Here is a 19,289-nt window from a genome sequence, read left to right on the forward strand (position 1 = left end):
CCATAACAGTTTCTTAAATTTCACGTAACGTCCTCACTAGCAAACTGGGGGATATTTGCCTCATCAATCCAATCACATGATCCATTCTCAGTCGCCTTATGAAAAAACATGTACTTGCCTGGGCAATCTGCCTGGTGGCCCTTATCGAACCCGTTTCGGCCCAACGGGTGAACCCTGAATTAGTGTATAAAACCAGTTTTAAAGCGGGCAGCGGAAGCAGTCCGGCACCTACCACCGAAATTGCCGCGTACGATCCAGCAACCCGCCGGTTGTTTGTGGTGAATTCCGGACAGAACAAGCTGGAAATTCTGGACATATCGGACATCCGGACCATTCACACCGTAAAAACCATTAGCATGGCCCTGTACGGGGGCGGCATCAACAGCGTCGATGTGCACAAAGGTATTGTTGCTGCCGCCGTAGAGAACGTGAATCCGCAACGGAACGGCCGCGTGGTATTCCTGACGACCGACGGCCAGTTCCTGAATTCCGTCGAGGTGGGTGCCATGCCGGATATGGTGGTGTTCTCACCGAATGGTCAGTATGTGCTGACGGCCAACGAGGGAGAGCCGAATACGGCTTATACCGATGATCCTAACGGCTCTATCAGCATTATAGCGCTGGCCGGCAGCGGTAATAAGCCGAAAAACCTGACGCAGCAGGACGTCAGAACCCTCGATTTCACGGCCTACAATGGCCGTGAAGCCGAACTACGGGCGATGGGTATCCGCATTTTTGGTAAGAATGCCTCCGCATCGCAGGATTTTGAGCCCGAATACATCACCGTTGCGCACGACTCCCAAACGGCTTACGTCACCCTGCAGGAAAACAACGCCATTGCCGTAGTCGACATTAATAGCGCCAGCCTGACCAATCTGTTACCGCTGGGTTTCAAAGATCACTCGCTTGCCGGAAACGGCTTCGATGCCTCGGATAACGGTACGACGGTTTCCATTATTCCGAGACCCGTGAAAGGAATTTATATGCCCGATGCCCTGGCTAATTTTGAAATCGGCGGTCAGCGTTACCTAATTACAGCCAACGAAGGCGACGCCCGGGAATACGACGGCTTTTCGGAGATTCTGCGACTGGGGAACGCGAATTACAAGCTCGACCCCACCGCTTTTCCGAATGCGGCCGCTCTGAAAGCAAACGCTAACCTGGGCCGACTGAACGTCACCACCACGCTTGGCGATACCGACAGCGACGGCGATTTCGATGAGATCTACGCCCTGGGAGCCCGCTCATTCAGCATCTGGAACGCCGATTCGGGTGAGCAGGTGTACGATAGCGGAGATACCTTTGAACAGATTACCCGACAGGATCCAGTCTATGGACCCATCTTCAACGCCAGCAACACCACCGGCACCCCGACCCTGAAAAACCGGAGCGACGACAAGGGACCAGAGCCGGAAGGCGTAACCGTGGCTAAAATCGGCGGCAAAACCTACGCGTATATCTCACTGGAGCGGATCGGGGGTATCATGGTGTATAACATCAGCAACCCGCGCCAGCCCGAATTCCTGCAATACATCAATAACCGGTCGACCACATCCGGGACCGGTGATCTGGGGCCGGAAGGTATCCTGTATATTCAGGCCAGCGAAAGCCCCAACGACACGGCCATGATTATCCTGGCCAACGAGGTCAGCAGTACCATTTCCATCTATAACCTGCGCACCGAAGCGCCCGGTCAGGCCAGCGCTCGTGCAGCAACCGCGTCGGCTGAGGGCTGGCGTATGCAGGTACTGGAAAACCCGGTGCAACAGCAGATCCAGGTAGAAGTGACTGGGATTACCGGCCAGCCGCTGCACCTGTCGCTCACCGACCTGCAGGGCCGCGTCATTGAAAGCAAACGCATCGGCCAGGCCGGACCGGTCGAACGACACACATTCCAGGTGGGCCACGTACCAGCCGGACTGCTGCTGCTGCGGGCGACCAACGATACGGTTACCCAAACGCTCCGGGTCCTTAAAAAGTAATATTCATCCACAACCTCCTCTTTGCCCCGGCCAACGTGCGTTGGCCGGGGTTGTTTTTTGGAAGAGTCGGCAAGAGTCTTGAGCATCCGCCTATCTTTCTTAATTTTGCGGGACTATGGATGCAACAACTCAATCGCCGGCGGCCGGCACCCCGGCTACGTCGCTACAGGATATTATCGCCCACGCCAAAGAATACGGCTTTGTTTTCCCCTCCAGTGAAATATATGACGGTTTGCAGGCCGTGTACGACTACGGTCAGAACGGCGTTGAACTGAAAAATAACCTGAAGACCCTGTGGTGGAAGGCTATGACCCAGTTGAACGACAACGTGGTAGGGATCGATGCCGCCATTTTCATGCACCCGCTGACCTGGAAAGCCTCCGGGCACGTTGACTCCTTCAACGACCCGATGATCGATAACAAAGATTCCAAGAAACGCTACCGCGCCGACCAGTTGCTGGAAGGCAAGGCCGAACAGTATGAGAAAGCCGGTGATGAAGCACGCGGGCAAGCTTTGCGCAATGAACTCGGTCGCCTGCAGGGCGCTGAAGATATGGAAGGACTGCGGAACCTGATCATCAGCGAAGGCATTGTGTGTCCGATTTCCGGCACCGCCAACTGGACCGAAGTCCGGCAGTTTAACCTGATGTTCTCCACGCAGGTGGGCTCTGTGGCCGAAGATGCCAGCCTGATCTACCTCCGTCCAGAAACGGCGCAGGGTATCTTTGTCAACTTTCTGAACGTGCAGAAGACCGGCCGGATGAAGATTCCGTTCGGTATTGCGCAGATTGGGAAGGCGTTCCGAAATGAGATCGTAGCGAGGCAGTTCACCTTCCGGATGCGCGAGTTCGAGCAGATGGAGATGCAGTTCTTTGTCCGCCCCGGCACCGAAATGGACTGGTACGAGCGCTGGCGCGACACGCGGCTGAATTTCCACAAAGCCGTAGGTCTGCCGGCCGAAAAGCTGAAGTTCCACATCCACGAAAAACTGGCGCACTACGCCAACGCGGCTGTGGATATTGAGTATGAATTCCCGTTCGGTTTCCGCGAGATTGAGGGTATCCACTCCCGCACCGACTTCGACCTGAAAAGTCACCAGGAACTGTCGCGGAAGAAGATGCAGTACTTCGATCCGGAAATCAACCAGAATTACATTCCGTACGTAGTTGAAACCTCTGTCGGCGCCGACCGGTTGTTCCTGGCCGTGTTCTGCAACGCATATACCGAAGAAGTGGTGGGCGAAGGCGACACGCAGAAAACGCGCACGTACCTGAAACTGCACCCGGCGCTGGCTCCGGTAAAAGCAGCCGTGTTCCCGCTGGTGCGCAAGGATGGGCTGCCCGAAAAAGCGCAGCAGATTGTGAAGCAGCTCCGCAGCGAGTTCCGGGTTATTTACGAAGAACGCGACGCCATCGGTAAACGCTATACCCGGCAGGACCTCATCGGTACGCCGTTCTGCATCGCCGTCGACTATCAGACGCTGGAAGACGATACTGTGACCATCCGCTACCGCGACACCACCGAGCAGGTACGCGTACCGATCAGCGAGCTGAAGCAGCGAATCGGCCACGACGTATCGATGGAGCGGATTCTGGAGAAGTTGTAGTACAGATGCACCTTATCCTCAAAACCCCCGTCAATCAACCCCTGCCCCAGGTCTGGGCTGGTTTCGACCGAAGCTTGTTCGAGAAGCTGAGTCCGCCGTTTCCGCCGGTGAACGTAGTCCGGTTTGATGGGTGCCGGAAAGGGGATGTGGTGCATCTGCAACTGAATTTTCTCCTGTTCCGGCAGGACTGGATCAGTGATATCACGGACCAGCAGGAAAGCCCCGACGAGATCTATTTTATCGACGAAGGCCGCAAGCTTCCTTTTTTTCTCTCTTACTGGCGGCACCGTCACCGGCTGGTTCGCCGGGGCAGCCACACCGTCATTATCGACGATATCAGGTACCGTACGCCAACGCGTCTGACCGACTGGTTATTATTCCCCCTCCTGTGGGCACAATTTGCCTACCGTAAGCCAATATACCGTCGCATCTTCCGGTGAAGCATAGCCGAAGCGGGTACTTTTTCGGTTTTTTCTCCTATTTTTGTTAGGATTCCACTAGTCTTTTATTGTTTTTTCTCAATTGGATGAAATTCAACATCACCACCAAAATCGTGCTTGGCTTTGTGCTGGGTGTCATTTTCGGTCAGATTTTATACGCTACCACCGATGCTGCAACGGCTGCTTCGGTAGGAGATAAGTTCCAGATCATCAGCAAAGTATTTTTAAAGCTCATCAAAATGATTGTAGGCCCACTGGTGTTTACAACGCTCGTGGTGGGTATTGCCAAGCTCGGCGACTTCAAAGCGGTAGGTCGCATTGGCCTAAAGACGCTGGGTTACTTTTATTTCGCCACTATTTTATCCCTGACCATCGGTCTGGTGGTGGTGAACATTACCCGACCGGGCGAAATTCAGAGCTGGCCACGCCCGGCGGCCGGTACCAGTGTGGGTATCGAAGGCAAAAAACTGAACAGCATTGAAGAGTTTATCCTGCATATTTTCCCGGATAGCGCGTTCCGGGCGCTGGCCGAAAATGAAATTCTTCAGATCGTAGTCTTTGCCTTGTTCTTCGGGGTAGCGCTGGGGGCCATCGGCGAAAAAGGCAAAAACATCATGAAGGCGCTGGACTCCCTCAGCGAGATTGTCTTTAAGATGGTCGGCTACGTGATGCAACTGGCTCCATACGCCGTACTCGGAGCGATGACGGCCGTTGTTGCCGCCAAAGGCTTAGGCATCCTGATTTCCTATGCCTACCTGCTGGTGTGTTTTTTTGGCGGATTACTCTTTTTTGTATTCGTCATCCTGGCCGGCATCTGCGCGGTCATCGGCATTCCGTTCTTCAAGCTGATGGCGCAGATCAAAGACGCGCTCCTGCTTTCGTTTAGTACGGCCAGTTCGGAAGCCTCGCTGCCCCAGCAGATTAAAGCCCTCGAGGAGTTCGGGATCTCCCCGCGCATTATTGGCTTTGTGCTGCCGCTGGGGTATTCGTTCAACCTCGACGGCTCCATGATGTACATGACCTTCGCCACGGGCTTTCTGGCACAGGCGTATGGCGTCTCGCTAACGCTTCAGCAGCAGATCGTGATGCTGCTGACGCTAATGGTGACATCTAAAGGCATTGCGGGGGTACCGAGGGCGTCGCTGGTGGTGATTGCCGGAACCATGGCCATGTTTGACCTGCCGGTTGAAGGGCTGGCCCTGATCCTGGGTATTGACCCCTTCCTGGACATGGGGCGTTCGGCCACGAGCGTGGCCGGGAATGCCGTAGCTACGTGTATCATCTCCAAGTGGGAAGGCGACAAACAGCCTACGCCGGAGGAACAGATTACGGCATAAAGGATATTTGGGCGTTTGCTTGTGTTTATTGGGTCGAATATGTAGGTTGGTAGCTGATTCCTAACTGTTTTACTTCACTTAACCGTTATCTACCGCCATGGCACAACAGGCAATTCTTGAACCCGAACTGGCCCCTTATTTCACCGACAAAGCGCCGTTCCAGATTCCCCTTAATTTCCGGGAAGGCTTCGTTAAATACTGGCCTATTGTCTCCCTGGTTTTACTGCTCATAGGGCTACCAGCTATCCTGGCGTTTCTGGGACTCGGTACGCTTTTTATGCCGGCATCCTTTATGGGTGGCGTCAGCGTCGGCATGATGTACAGCATTACCATGATCCTGGCCATTGTTAGTTTTGTGTTGTCTGCCCTTGCCCTGCCCGGCCTGTTCAACCGGAAACGTCAGGGTTGGGTATTCAGCTATTACGCTCAGATGATCAGCCTGGTTTCGTCCGTGCTATCGATCAGTGTGTTTGGTATTGTATTCGGTTTGTTGTGGCTGCTGCTCCTGTTCCAGGTTCGCAATTACTATAACTAACTACAGCTACCCCTTTTCGGAACAGGCTACTGCCGCAAAACGGCAGTAGCCTGTTTGTTTTAGTAAAACATTTGTTTGCGACCGTTTATATACCCGCCGTACTCTTTATCATAATCTTTAGCTTACCACCGGAACTGTTAGTAATTTTGACATAATCAGTTCTTAACCGCATGAACATCTTAGAAACCCGCCACATTGTCAAACAGTACGCCCAGCACCGGGCCCTCGACGATGTCAGCCTGATGGTTCCCAAAGGCAGCATCTTCGGCCTGCTTGGTCCCAACGGTGCCGGCAAAACTTCGCTCATCCGCATCATTAACCAGATTACCGGCCCCGACGAAGGGGAAGTCATTTTCGACGGGCAGCCGCTGCACCCGGATCATATCCGGAGAATCGGCTACCTGCCCGAAGAACGCGGACTGTATAAGAAGATGAAAGTAGGCGAGCAGCTACTGTACCTGGCGCAATTAAAGGGTCTGTCAGAGAAGCAGGCGATGGAGAAGCTGAAAATCTGGTTTACCAAATTCGACATCAAAACCTGGTGGACGAAACAGGTAGAAGACCTCTCCAAAGGCATGCAGCAGAAGATCCAGTTTGTGGCTACAGTACTGCACGAACCGGACCTGGTAATCCTGGATGAACCCTTCTCCGGCTTCGACCCGATCAATGCCAACCTGATCAAAGACGAAATTCTGGAACTGCGCGAAAAAGGCAGCACCATCATCTTCTCCACCCATCGGATGGAGTCCGTTGAAGAACTCTGCGACTATATCGCGCTCATCAACCGTTCGCACAAGGTGCTGGATGGCCCCAAGAAAGCCATCAAAGAGCAGTTCAAAACTCATACCTACCATGTAGAGTACCAGGGCAGTCTGGCGGATCTGCCGCCGGCCTTCGCCGTAATCGACACGCGCCAACTGGAGGATAACTTTGTCCGCGCCGACATCCGCATTCCGCCCGATGCGGCCGTCAACGACCTCGTCCGGCTCCTGATCGACCGCGTCACGGTTCGTGCTTTCGGGGAAAACATCCCTAGTATGAACGACATCTTTATCAAAGCGGTCGGCGAAGTACCTACTACTTAATTTGCGAATGATTGAATGAACGAATTGCTTCCGCGTAACTCACTCATTCAATAATTCAATCATTCATTCACTCATTACCCCCATGAAAATCATATTCCTCATCCTCAAACGCGAATACCTAGTGCGCGTCCGGAAGAAGTCCTTTATTGTGATGACGATTCTGGGCCCTTTACTCATTTTTGGCTTCTACGCTTTTGTGGGCTGGGCCGCTGTCAGTTCCATCGAGCAGAAGAAAGTTGATGTAATTGATGAAAGCGGTCTGTTCAAAAATAAGCTGGAAGACACCAAATCGCTCTCGTTCACCTATCCCGAAAGCACCTTTCAGCAAGCCAAGGCCAAGTTCCTGAGCAGCAAGCGGGATGTGCTGGTGCATATTCCGGAGAACGTGGTTGATCAGCCTAAAAACGTGCAGATGTTCGCCGAAAAGGGGGTCAGCCTGGAACTGAAAAGCAGCATCGAGCGGGCTATCGAAAAGGAGATTGAAAGCATCAAACTGACCCAGGCCGGCATTACCCGTAAGGTGTTGCAGGACGCCAAGGTAAACGTCGACTCCGAAACCATCAGCCTGAGCGAAGAAGGCGAGAAAACCAGCAGTGCGGGCGCAGCCACCATCATCGGCGGTATCTGTGCCTTTCTGATCTATATCTCGGTATTTGTGTACGGCACGCAGGTGATGCGGGGGGTAATGGAAGAAAAAACCAGCCGCATTGTCGAGGTCATTATCTCGTCGGTAAAGCCCTTCCAGTTGATGATGGGTAAGATCATTGGTGTCGCGCTGGTCGGACTGACCCAGTTCACCCTTTGGATTGTGCTCACCATTGCGCTGACGTCGCTCGGTACCACTATTTTTGGCCCTCGCTTTGCCCAGCAGCGGGCGCAGACAGTGATGGCTACCCAGCCAGGTATGCAGCAGCAGATGCAGGAAGGCGGGGACAACGCGGTGACGCAAACCCAGACGACTGAAGACAACCCTATAGCAGATGTAATGAAGGCCATCAAAAGCCTGAATCTGCCCATGATCATCGCCTGTTTCCTGTTCTACTTCCTGGGCGGCTACCTGCTCTACAGCGCCCTGTTTGGCGCCGTTGGGGCGGCCGTCGACAACGAAACAGAGGTGCAGCAGTTTATGCTGCCCATTACGCTGCCCGTTATCTTTTCGTTCATTATCGCCCAGTTTGTGCTGCGTGACCCCAACGGTAGCCTGGCGTTCTGGACCTCCATGATTCCGTTTACCTCACCCATTATCATGATGGTGCGCATACCCATGGGCGTACCGGGCTGGGAACTGGCCCTGTCTATGATTCTGCTGGTGCTGGGGTTTGTCGGCACCACCTGGCTGGCGGCCCGCATCTACCGCGTCGGTATTCTGATGTACGGCAAGAAGGTAAGCTACCGGGAGTTGTCGAAATGGATATTTTATAATGCGTAGTACTGGCGCTTAACAACTTTTAACAGCCCGTCCGGCCCCGGACGGGTTTTATTTTGCTAATTTTGGCCTTGTAAAAAAGTCAGACTTCAGCAATTCTCTATTTTCTTCAACCTACTTATCTAATATGCAGTCGTACAAACGCTTGAATACCCTGACTGGCTGGGCAGTCTTTGCGGTGGCGTTGCTTACCTATGCCTTAACCGTTGAGCGCACCGCCAGCTTCTGGGATTGTGGCGAATTTATTGCGTGTTCGTTCAAACTACAGGTACCCCACCCGCCCGGTGCACCGTTCTTTCTGCTGCTGGGCCGTATCTTTTCTCTTTTTGCCTTAGGCGATGTAACACAAGTAGCGTTCTGGGTAAATATGGTATCGGTGGTAGCTAGTGCCTTCACCATTCTGTTCCTGTTCTGGACCATTACCATGCTCGCCGAGAAGCTGCTGAATAGAGCAGAAGACACCTACTCGACCGCCGATACCCTGATCCTGCTGGGTACGGGTGCGGTAGGCTCCCTGGTGTATACCTTCTCGGATACGTTCTGGTTCTCGGCGGTCGAAGCGGAAGTGTACGGCCTGTCGTCGTTTTTTACGGCCATTGTGGTGTGGGCGGCTTTCCGCTGGGAGCGGATTGAGGACGAAGCTGCGGCCAACCGCTGGCTGCTGCTGATTGCCTACCTCACGGGTCTGTCGATCGGCGTCCACCTGCTGAACCTGGTTACCCTGCCGGCGCTGGCCCTGCTGTATTACTACAAGAAGTATCAGAAAATCACCTTTTGGGGTGGTGCGCTGGCCTTTGGTGCCGGTATGGTCATTCTGGGGATCATCAACTCCGGTATTATTCCCGGCCTGCCCAGTGCCGCCTTTGTGGTAGAGCGGCTGTTTGTCAACACCTTTGGTCTGCCGTTCAACGTTGGTACCATTTTCTTTACCATCCTGTTCATTGGGGCGCTGGTGTACGGCATTATCTGGTCGGCCCGCCGGCAGCGGGTGATCCTGAACACGGCACTGCTGGCCCTGGCGTTTGTGCTGATCGGCTATGCGTCGTATATCCAGGTGCTGGTGCGGTCGGGCTTTAACCCGCCCATCAACGAAAACAACCCGAGCGATGCGCTGAACTTTATCTCCTACCTGAAACGGGAGCAGTACGGCAGCCGGTCGCTGCTATACGGTCCCATCTTTACGGGCCGGCCGATTGACCAGAAGCGCGGAGAGCCCATCTACCGGAAGTCGGGGAGTAAATATGTGGTATACGACTACAAACCCGTATACGAATATGAGCCGAAAGATCAGATGCTCTTCCCGCGTATTTACAGTACCCAGCCGGGCCACACGCAACTTTACCGGCAGATGCTGAACATTCCGGAAGGGAAAAAGCCGACCATGGGCGATAACCTGGAGTTCCTGTTCAGCTACCAGCTCGGGCATATGTGGTGGCGGTACCTGATGTGGAATTTTACGGGTCGGGAGAGCGACGAAGAAGGGGCCGGCTATCTGCTGCCCTGGTCGTCGGACAGCAACGTACCCGATTTGATGAAGGACAATAAGGCCCGCGATAACTTTTACATGCTGCCGTTCCTGCTGGGCCTGCTGGGGATTGTCTTCCAGTATTTCCGCCGTCGGCGCGATTTCCTGATTGTGGCGCTGCTGTTCTTCTTTACGGGTATTGCGCTGCAGATCTTCCTGAACTCGCCCCCTACCGAACCCCGCGAACGGGACTATATTTACGTAGCGTCGTTCTATTTCTTTGCCGTTTGGGTCGGATTAGGGGTCATGGCGATTGCGGAAGGACTGCGTAATTCGCTGAAAAGCGATCTGATGCGGAATGGGCTGGTTACCTGCCTGTGTCTGCTGGTGCCGGTGATGATGGCCGCCAAAAGCTGGGATAACCACGACCGCTCGGATCGCTACCACTCCGTCGATTTTGCCAGGAATCTGCTCAATTCCTGCGCGCCCAACGCCATACTTTTTGTGGGGGGTGACAACGATACCTTCCCGCTCTGGTACGCGCAGGAGGTAGAAGGCTTCCGGACCGACGTTCGCGTGTGTAACCTCAGCCTGCTGGGTACCGACTGGTATATCCAGCAGATGAAGCGCCGGACCTACCAGTCTGAAGCCCTGCCGATCTCGCTGGAGTTCGACCAGTTCATCACCGGCAAGAACGATATTGTTCCGTTCTACGAAATCGCAGCTGTAAAGAACGGGATTAACCTGAAGGAGTATATCAGCCTGATTAAGCAGAGCAGTCCGGCGGTGCAGGTACCCCTCACCACGGGTGATATGACCAGCATCATGCCGTCGTCGGTGCTGTTCCTGCCTATCGACAAAGCGGCTGTGGAAAAGGCCAACTTTTTACCGGCCTCGCTGCGTCCGTACGTGAAAGACACGCTGCAGTGGACCATCGGCAAGAACGATCTGTACAAGCCGGACCTGATCATGCTCGACATCATTGCCAACAACAACTGGCAGCGGCCGATCTACTTCTCGACCACGCTGGCCTCGCAGAACTACCTGAGCCTGAAAGACCATATGCAGTTGGAAGGCTACGCGTACCGCCTGATGCCGGTGGGTGTGCAGGGCGCAGCTGACGGTTTTGTCAACTCGGACATTATGTACGAGAACATGATGAAGAAAACCTTCTGGCGCGAACTGGACAATCCGAACTCGTATTACGATGAAACGTATAAAGGGTCGCCGGTTATTTCGGCCCGCATCGCGTTCTTCCGGCTGGCCGACCAGCTTATCCGGGAGGAGAAGAAAGACAAAGCCCGAGAGGTGCTGAATTATTCGCTGAAAGTGATTCCGGACAACAGTATTCCATTTGACCAGGTATCGGCCAATTACGTGCGGTTCCTGTTTGCCGTGGGCGAAAACAAAAAAGCGCTGGAAATTGCGGATGTCATTGCCAAACGCGCCGACCAGAACCTGACCTACCTGCAGCAGACCGGCCACCGCTGGGGCGATACCAACGCCGACCTGTACAGCCTGCAAACTATTACGGAGGCCTGTAAAGAAGCCAACCAGGCAGCAGCCGCCAGCAAGTACGACGCGATCTTCCAGAAGCACATCAACGCGCTGGGGTAATGTAAAGCGGATTTGCATCGCACCGGCGCCCCGGTCCGTTTCAGACGCGGCATTGGTGTACAACGGATTTGTAATCCGTTATCTACCCGGTTTGAAAAAACAGGCAACAAAAGCTCCCAAACCTTCGGAGTCTTTTGTTGCCTGTTTTTTTTACCAGCCCACTGCTTTAGCTGTGGGACACTCATGCCCGGATACGTGGCGGATTAACCGTTTTAACGGTTTACGCAACCATAAACCGTTGAAACGGTTAGCCGGGAATACACCTCCTTTGCCGGCCCCACCGCTGAAGCGGTGGGCTAATTGGTACTAACCCGCCCAATTACCTTGCTTCGACTATCGTTCAATGTGATTATATACAAGCTATTGACCCTGCCTCTTTAATATGATAGTCAGGCTATTCTGTACCGGTAGACGCGGTCAACTATCGCCGGCCTTTTTCCACCGGAAGCCTCTTTTTGACTCACGCAATTCGCCCTCAACAGGTTTTAGGAAGTGAATTTTTCGGTAAGGGCCTCTGGAGAGAACAACGTCTACGTAGTGTTCCCTCCTGATCTGATAGCGCCCGTTGGCTTCTACGGTTTCGCCATTGACCAGCATGTTTGCATAAACCTGTCCGTTTGATTTGAACTGGATGGTTTCAAAAGAGCCGTTTGGCAAGGCATGCCGATACTGCCGTTCTGTCTCGAATAGAGATCCCAGGTTCTTATCTGCCGTACAACCGTTCAGCATAGCTACGACTAGCAGGGTAGTTGCTGTCTTGATTAATCTTGTCATACTCCGTATATGCTTTCTCTTACAAAATTACCCCCATTCCTATGCCGCCCCAAGGAACCAGCCGTCCTAAAATCAAAGGCGTGAATTGTGACTTCCAGAAATAACGTGTAAGCGTATACTTAGCCGTTTGATACCAGCGAACACCCAACATAGGTGTATAGCGGTAATCCTGTTTATCTTTTGGACGGTTGAAAACCAAGCCGCCCGCTCCGACTTCTAAAAACCATTGGTTCGGCTCCCCAATCGGAATCGGGCATTTCGTTTGCTTTCTATTCAACAGGATGTTGACGGATACCGAATGTGGGAAGGTGTTGATGCTGTAATCCGTAAAAGTGTGGCCAATGCCTGCCCGTAGCGTCGTAAACAACCCTGCCACCTGGAAAGGGCTATACTCTGCATTCAGTGCAAGTACCGGATTGATACCCCCGATTTCTAGGGTCGCCGACCACAGATGGTGTTTTTGATACGATTTGTACAGTTGCGCGTTTGCCGGTTGGCATAGTACGGCCATGACGAATAGGCGAAGGAGCATAGTCCTGTCTTAGTGATTAATACTGGTCTTAATGACTGGCTTTACATCCATAACTTGTCAATAAGTACGGCGTAAGGTCTGCAAACCTTATACAGCATTCAAAGAATTTCGACCAAAGGGTATTAAGCGTAGACGAAGCGTACGGCAGCGTCGATAAATACATCCGGAGCCTATTGCGGTGTTTTGGCCCAATCCGTAACCCGGTGCTGTTTATGAATTGGCCAGGCATTGTCCACGCTGCGCAATTATCCACCGGGTGAAGTATCGCGGTTTTCGATTCAAAACCCTTCTTTGTCGATTCTAAACCTGTTTTGGTCGAAAAAATTAGTACTTGAGTTCCGGCGGTGCTTACCTTAGACGCAACACATTAGTCATGGAAGCCAACGTAGACCGTAATCCTTTCTTTCAACTGCTGACGATCTACACCAACCTTCACCTTGATTTCTCCTGACGGTACCGTATTGGTTCGTGAAATTGGTGAAGATGCATTACCGAAAATCGTAGAGACATTCAAAACGATAGGTTTATTGAAAAAATTGTAGGTTTCAAAATCCTTTCCAATCTGGGTCTGTACTACCGGTTTAACAGGGTTATTTCGTTAGAAGGGAGCATCCACCGCGTGCTCACCAACAGTTTGTCGCCAGCGCTGGAGGCCAGTTTATGGCATTTCCCTTTGGTGTAAACAATTTCCTAAGAAAACTTTGAGTGTTTTTAAGGACAGGTCTCAACCGGCCGGCTTCCCCTTGGCAGCCCAAATCGGTCTTACGGTCAACTTCTAAGGCTTCTCGTAAGTCTGTAGGCGTTGAAAGGCCTGTTTACAAACAGGCTGATTTACCTTATTTTGGCTTGTGATTATCCTTACAACCGATATACCACAGCGTTACATGAGTTTTCTGGTTGATACCCATCTTTACCACAGGTTTCTTTCGACAGGTACACGTCTCGACAAGTCAGCTATACTACAACCGCCAACAGTGAGCTAAATCAATGCCCAATTTGTTGTAATATTGTAAGACACGCCCCAAGGTCATGATAACGCTAACTGTCAAGGATAACGATTACGAGAAGGTTAAGGCATTGCTACTAGAAAACGGCATTACAATCGAGCCAGAAGCTGACAGCCCAATTCCCCTTTTACACAAAAGCAATGCTAAAGCTGGCGAAACGCCAGCCGCTTTCAGCGGTATCTGGGCTACTGATGAACGGACGATGGCGTCAATACGGGCGAAGGCATGGCCAAAAAGAAGATAATTCTCTGTGATTCAAATGTGTTGTTCGACTACTTCAGAGGGGTGCCGGCAATGGTGAGGAGCTAGAGGAACTTGGTTTTGACCGGCTGTATCTGAGTGTAATTTCCGAAGCCGAAATTACGTGGGCATGAAGCGCGGTGAAAAGCGGAAAACGGTTGAAACTATTAACAAGTTTAATGTCATCGGTTTAGACGCTGAGATCTCGCGGCAACTACTGAATCTTACCTGGGAGCATTACGCCAAGCGTCCTGGTATAGCGGATATGATAATTGCCGCCACGGCGCTAACCTACCCGGTTGTGCTGTTCACCTTCAACAAGAAGGATTTCGATTTTGTAGAAGGAATTACCTTTTACCGGCCTAAATACAAACATCAATATGGCCCTGAAGAGAAGTAGGCAAATGATATTCAGGGAAAGCAGCTTGAGTTGGAGCATGGAGTTATAATTCATGATTTGGCAAGTTTCCGGCGACAGGCAGCAGGCCGCCAAGTCAGCGAGACAGCCCAACCATCCGTATGCGTCAAGGCTCCCTTCGGTCGCCAGCGCCACATGGGGTGTTGGGCGCTGGTCTCCCCCGTCTCGCGTTACAAACCCGGACGAACGAGGGCCGCAATTGTACCGTAAGCGGGGATGGTCATCGGATAGGTAAGGTGATGGACGCCCGGTTTACAAAACCAGGCTACATTAAGGAGAATTTTTCCTACTATTGCTTTACACCATATAGTGCAGGCCAGCAGGTTGTTGCCGGTGCCTAATCCTGACCAATCGTATCTAAACCATGGAAAATCAGCAATCACGCCGTACGTTTCTGGGAACAACGGCCGCTCTCGTCTCGGGAGCCGTACTTGGTACCAACAAGCTCTTTGGTGCCCCGGCCATTATCCGGAGCGTAGGTGACCCTAACTCGCTTATCAATGGCGTTCAGATCGGTGTCATCACCTATTCTTTCCGCGAAATGCCCGATCAGAGCGCCGAGGCTACGTTGCAGTACGTGCTCGACAGCGGCATCAGCGCTATTGAACTAATGGGTGGTCCGGCCGAGTCGTTTGCCGGTGCCCCGAAAAATACGGTGGATATGCGGACGGTATTTCCGCTGATGCGGAAGCGACGCGAAAATCAGCAACTGACCGAAGACGAGCAGAAAATACTGGCCGACGCCGATGCCCAGACTAAAGCGTACCGGACCGAGGTTGCCAAATGGCGGCAATCGGTGTCTATGGCTAAATTCGAGCAGGTTCGCAAAATGTACAACAAGGCCGGCGTCACCATCTACGGCTTCAAACCGGATGCCTTTGGTATGCAGAGCACCGACGCCGATATTGATTACGGCATGCGGGCGGCCAAAGCACTGGGTGCCAATCAGGTCACGCTGGAGCACCCCGCCAACGATGCCCATACGCTGAGGCTGGGCAAGATGGCCGAGAAGCACGGCATCCGCGTGGGCTACCACGGCCACGAACAGCAGACACCGACCTTCTGGGATACCGCCTTGGCGCAATCGCCCGGCAACGCTCTGAACTTCGATCTGGGCCACTACGTAGCGGCCGGTCAGCCCGATCCGCTGGGGCTCATCCGGCAAAAGCATAACCGTATTGCCAGTATGCACATCAAGGACCGCCAGTCACCGGCCAACGGCAAAGGGAATCTGCCCTGGGGCAAGGGTGATACGCCCCTGCGGGAGGCATTGAGGTTGATGCGCGAGCAGAAGTATACCTTCCCGGCCACAGTGGAGCTGGAATACAAGGTACCGGAGGGGTCAAACCCCGTGGCCGAGGTCAGGAAGTGTGTTGACTACTGCCGGAATATATTGAGCTAGCCATAAGGCAATCTGCCAACATGCGGCTTTATGGTCATTCCCAAATGGCCGTAAAGCCGCTTTTTTGTTATGAGCGTTTGGTCAAGCCCATTCTCTACGCTGCTGCGCAACTAACAAAGTTCAGATCAGCAACTGATTACGCTCATCGTCAGCGCGTTCCGGATTGCGTTACTTTGGATGGTCAAAACAGAAGCATCCATGAACAAGGCACAAACGCAATCAGGTATCCCTCATCTCCGTACCAAACCGACGTGGGGCTTCTTTTCGCTTCGGGGCTTTTGGGGCCTGTGCCTCTTGCTGGCACTCGTCGTTAGTCAGCCGGTTCAGTCCCAGATCAAACAGCCAGTCACCCCACGACTGGTTCAGCAGTTGAACCAGAAGCAACCGAACCTGCTCCGGCAGCATCCGATCCTCAACCCGAAACGGATCGACGCTTTATACAATCAAACCGGTGATGAATTCCTCTGGTCGCCTGAGTGGGAACCGTTCCGCAAAGCCTTTCTCCAGACCCTGGAACGCGCCGATGATTTTGGCCTAGACCGAAACAACTACCACTATACCCTGCTGAAAACGCTGAGCCGGAAGAACCCGCTGGCGTACGAACTTTATACCTCCGATGCCTTGCTCACCTTTATGGAGCATGTCGGCTACGGCACCGACCGACCCAACTGGCTGACCATTAACCCGGATTGCGACCCCGTAGGGCAGGAATTCGGCGTAGAAACGTACCTGCTGTCGGCGTTTGCCAACTGCTATACCTTCCCGCAGGTGCTCGAAGGCACCGAGCCCCAGACCCAGGTCTATCAAACCCTCCGAAGTGAGCTCGTTCGGGTTAACAGCATCGCCGGCAAAACCGAGCTGACGACCGGCCTGGTGCCTTTCTCCGACGCACTGGCTGATAATACGTTGCTCATACATCGGCTGAAAGCCTGGGGGGTAGTACCCCTTAAAGCGGCAAACCTTTCTGAAGAGCAGGCACGGCAGGCCTTAAAAGTGTTTCAGCAGAAGGTAGGTGAGCCCACCGATGGCCGGCTGACCGTGGCTACGCTGGCTAAAGTGAATAAGCCGATTGCTCAGTACCGGAAAATGCTGACCAGCAGCCTGAATAGCTGGCGGTGGCTCAACGCCATTAACGAATACAAAACGCTGGTGATTAATCTGCCGGCTGCGGAGCTATACGGGTTTGAAGGCTGTACCGTCGCCTTATCGATGCGGACCCTGTTAGGTAAACCGGAAACACCTACTCCTCAGTTTCTGGCGCAGCTGACCTCCGTTGCGTTCTCACCCAATTCGGGGCATTCCGGCTTTCTGCCCTATAACATTCCGCCGAGCGAGTTGACCCTGTTTGCCCAGGACCTGAGTCTGCAGGCAGGCTTCCGGCAGGACAATCGGTTCCGGAATTTAGGCGGTGTGCAGATCGAAAAGCCGGTTGCGCTGGCGGCCTGGTTGCTGGAAGACAAAGACGAGGTGAACCACCTCATTCAAAGTCCACCGAGCCAAACCGGCTCTAAACCAGTAATCCGCAAAATAAGCCCGCCGGTATCGCTGCTGGTATTTACCAACCCAATAGGTATCGATGCGCAGGGACACATCCGGCTGTACGATCCGGTTTACCAGCAAGTCAGCTTTTCGCTGATGCGGAAGTAACTGAAAACACAAGAGCCCGGCCAATTGGTCGGGCTCTTGTCTGTATCTATCATTCTTAACCGTGGAAGAAGTCTTTCATCTTCTCAAAGAAGCCTTTGTCGCTCTTGGTCGGTTTAGGCTGGAAGTTGGGGGAGCTGCGCAGCCGCTCCAGAATGGACCGCTCCTCAGATGAGAGTTGCTTGGGTGTCCAGACGTTGACGTGGATCAGCTCATCGCCCCGGCCGTAGCCGTTCAGGTCTTTGATGCCTTTGCCCTTCAGGCGCAGGATCTTCCCGCTCTGAATACCCGGCTCCAGCGTAATGCGGGCTTTTCCGTCAATCGTCGGCACTTCCACGCTGGTACCCAGGGCGGCATCCACGAAGTTGACGTACAAGTCGTAAATCACGTTGCTGCCGTCGCGCTTCAGGTCGCCATCTTCCTCCTCTTCGATCACAATGAGCAGGTCGCCGGCTACCCCGCCCCGTGGCGGCACGTTACCCTTACCGCCTACCGAGAGCTGAATGCCCTCAGCCACACCGGCCGGAATCTTGATCGGGATGACATCTTCCTGCAATACCCGACCCTCGCCGAAGCAGGTATCGCAACGCTCGGTCACGATCTTGCCGTCGCCGTTACAGGTCGGACAGGTATTGGTGGAGACCATCTGGCCCAGCATGGTATTCACGACCTTGCGCACCTGACCGGTACCGTTACAGCTCTGGCAGGTCTGCACGGCCGTTCCGTTTTTGGAGCCGTTGCCGCCACAGGTGGTACAGGCTACATGGCGCTTTACCTTAATTTTCTTTTCTACGCCGTTGGCGACCTCCTGCAATGTCAGCTTCAGCTTGATACGCAGATCGGAACCGCGACGGACCCGCTGCCGCTGGCCACCGGCACCACCCCGACCGAAGAAACTGCCGAAGGGGGAGTCATCGCCGAAAATGTCGCCGAACTGGCTGAAAATATCCTCCATCGACGGACCACCCTGGCCGTAGCCTCCGCCAAAACCGCCGTTGCCGCTCATACCAGCATGACCAAACTGGTCGTAACGGGCCTTTTTCTGCGGATCGCTCAGGACGTCGTAAGCCTCAGCCGCTTCCTTGAATTTCTCCTCGGCAGTAGGGTCGTCGGGATTTTTATCCGGGTGAAACTTAATAGCCATCTTCCGGTAAGCCTTCTTCAGGTCGTCCGGGGAGGCATTCTTATCAACCCCCAATACTTCGTAATAATCTCGTTTCGTTGCCATTAGCTTCCAACTACAACCTTTGCAAATCGTATAACCTTATCGTTCAGGTAATATCCTTTTTCGACTTCGTCGATCACTTTACCTTTCAGGTCATCGCTGGGGGCCGGAAACTGCGTCACCGATTCGTGTACATCGGCATTGAAAGGCTCGCCTTTGGCCGTCATGGGCTTCAGGCCCTTTGCCTCCAGCGTTTTGGTCAGTTTATGAAAAATCAGCGAGACGCCTTCTTTCAGCGCAGCCACATCGGATGTTTTTTCCAGGGACTGCATAGCCCGCTCAAAATCATCCACTACCGGTAGTAACGACACCAACAAACCTTCGTTGGCGGTTGACACCAACTCCAGTTTTTCCTTCGCGGTCCGCCGGCGGAAATTCTCAAAATCGGCGTACAGGCGCAGGTATTTATCTTTTAGTTCGGCCAGTTCAGCGTCGCGGGTATTCCCGGCAGTTTCCTGCTCGTTGGTGGGTTCCTCAGCCGCTGCGGTCGCCGTGTTGTCAGGTTGCTCGTTGGTTTGGTTAAGTTCTTCGTTCAAAATGTCTTTATTTTCCAT

Annotated in this window: 16 protein-coding genes; 12 read left to right on the forward strand and 4 right to left on the reverse strand. The window is 53.3% G+C overall.

The features are described from left to right. Window positions 1-98: 98 nt before the first annotated feature. The 8 genes from ABD949_RS09745 to ABD949_RS09780 all read left to right on the forward strand — a co-directional run bounded on the left by ABD949_RS09745 (window position 99) and on the right by ABD949_RS09780 (window position 11,493). Window positions 99-1,982 carry a choice-of-anchor I family protein gene (locus ABD949_RS09745; RefSeq protein WP_345242970.1) on the forward strand — a complete coding sequence of 628 codons (1,884 nt, stop codon included), beginning with the start codon at window positions 99-101 and terminating at the stop codon, window positions 1,980-1,982. Between the two features lie 115 nt (window positions 1,983-2,097). Continuing rightward, window positions 2,098-3,588 (forward strand): glycine--tRNA ligase, encoded by a 1,491-nt coding sequence (locus ABD949_RS09750; RefSeq protein ID WP_345242971.1) that lies wholly within the window; start codon window positions 2,098-2,100, stop codon window positions 3,586-3,588. 5 nt (window positions 3,589-3,593) lie between these two features. After that, window positions 3,594-4,028, forward strand: a complete 435-nt coding sequence (locus tag ABD949_RS09755; RefSeq protein WP_345242972.1) for an SRPBCC family protein — start codon at window positions 3,594-3,596, stop codon at window positions 4,026-4,028. 86 nt (window positions 4,029-4,114) lie between these two features. Next, window positions 4,115-5,365, forward strand: coding sequence for a dicarboxylate/amino acid:cation symporter (locus ABD949_RS09760; protein ID WP_345242973.1), 1,251 nt, complete (start codon window positions 4,115-4,117; stop codon window positions 5,363-5,365). 97 nt (window positions 5,366-5,462) lie between these two features. Continuing rightward, window positions 5,463-5,900: a chromate transporter gene (locus ABD949_RS09765; protein ID WP_345242974.1), complete on the forward strand. Its 438-nt coding sequence runs from the start codon at window positions 5,463-5,465 to the stop codon at window positions 5,898-5,900. Between the two features lie 170 nt (window positions 5,901-6,070). Continuing rightward, window positions 6,071-6,985, forward strand: coding sequence for an ABC transporter ATP-binding protein (locus ABD949_RS09770; RefSeq protein ID WP_345242975.1), 915 nt, complete (start codon window positions 6,071-6,073; stop codon window positions 6,983-6,985). 82 nt (window positions 6,986-7,067) lie between these two features. After that, the gene (locus ABD949_RS09775; protein ID WP_345242977.1) at window positions 7,068-8,414 is read left to right on the forward strand and encodes an ABC transporter permease; all 1,347 of its coding nucleotides are present in this window, start codon (window positions 7,068-7,070) and stop codon (window positions 8,412-8,414) included. A 124-nt stretch (window positions 8,415-8,538) separates the two neighbouring features. Next, complete coding sequence (locus tag ABD949_RS09780) at window positions 8,539-11,493, forward strand: glycosyltransferase family 117 protein (protein ID WP_345242979.1); 2,955 nt, start codon at window positions 8,539-8,541, stop codon at window positions 11,491-11,493. Between the two features lie 417 nt (window positions 11,494-11,910). Here the strand turns inward: ABD949_RS09780 and ABD949_RS09785 are convergent, their stop codons facing one another. Then, window positions 11,911-12,267, reverse strand: a complete 357-nt coding sequence (locus tag ABD949_RS09785) for a hypothetical protein (protein ID WP_345242980.1) — start codon at window positions 12,265-12,267, stop codon at window positions 11,911-11,913. A 19-nt stretch (window positions 12,268-12,286) separates the two neighbouring features. Beyond that, window positions 12,287-12,799 carry a hypothetical protein gene (locus ABD949_RS09790; protein ID WP_345242981.1) on the reverse strand — a complete coding sequence of 171 codons (513 nt, stop codon included), beginning with the start codon at window positions 12,797-12,799 and terminating at the stop codon, window positions 12,287-12,289. A gap of 1,029 nt (window positions 12,800-13,828) precedes the next feature. Between ABD949_RS09790 and ABD949_RS09795 the strand changes: the two genes are divergently transcribed. The 4 genes from ABD949_RS09795 (at window position 13,829) to ABD949_RS09810 (ending at window position 17,513) form a co-directional block, all read left to right on the forward strand. Next, window positions 13,829-14,050, forward strand: coding sequence for a hypothetical protein (locus ABD949_RS09795; protein WP_345242983.1), 222 nt, complete (start codon window positions 13,829-13,831; stop codon window positions 14,048-14,050). A gap of 126 nt (window positions 14,051-14,176) precedes the next feature. Continuing rightward, the gene (locus ABD949_RS09800; RefSeq protein ID WP_345242984.1) at window positions 14,177-14,446 is read left to right on the forward strand and encodes a PIN domain-containing protein; all 270 of its coding nucleotides are present in this window, start codon (window positions 14,177-14,179) and stop codon (window positions 14,444-14,446) included. Between the two features lie 382 nt (window positions 14,447-14,828). Further along, the gene (locus ABD949_RS09805; RefSeq protein ID WP_345242986.1) at window positions 14,829-15,866 is read left to right on the forward strand and encodes a sugar phosphate isomerase/epimerase family protein; all 1,038 of its coding nucleotides are present in this window, start codon (window positions 14,829-14,831) and stop codon (window positions 15,864-15,866) included. Between the two features lie 198 nt (window positions 15,867-16,064). Continuing rightward, on the forward strand, window positions 16,065-17,513 hold the full coding sequence (locus ABD949_RS09810) for a L,D-transpeptidase scaffold domain-containing protein (RefSeq protein ID WP_345242987.1): 1,449 nt from the start codon (window positions 16,065-16,067) through the stop codon (window positions 17,511-17,513). 55 nt (window positions 17,514-17,568) lie between these two features. On the opposite strand, the gene dnaJ is transcribed toward ABD949_RS09810, so the two are convergent. Both dnaJ and ABD949_RS09820 read right to left on the reverse strand, forming a co-directional pair. Continuing rightward, the gene (gene dnaJ / locus ABD949_RS09815; protein WP_345242988.1) at window positions 17,569-18,738 is read right to left on the reverse strand and encodes a molecular chaperone DnaJ; all 1,170 of its coding nucleotides are present in this window, start codon (window positions 18,736-18,738) and stop codon (window positions 17,569-17,571) included. Continuing rightward, window positions 18,738-19,289 carry a nucleotide exchange factor GrpE gene (locus ABD949_RS09820; protein WP_345242990.1) on the reverse strand — a complete coding sequence of 184 codons (552 nt, stop codon included), beginning with the start codon at window positions 19,287-19,289 and terminating at the stop codon, window positions 18,738-18,740. The genes dnaJ and ABD949_RS09820 overlap by 1 nt, the downstream gene beginning before the upstream one ends.

Origin of the sequence: Nibrella saemangeumensis (genome assembly GCF_039541915.1) — a bacterium.
In the GTDB taxonomy this organism is placed as follows: domain Bacteria; phylum Bacteroidota; class Bacteroidia; order Cytophagales; family Spirosomataceae; genus Nibrella; species Nibrella saemangeumensis.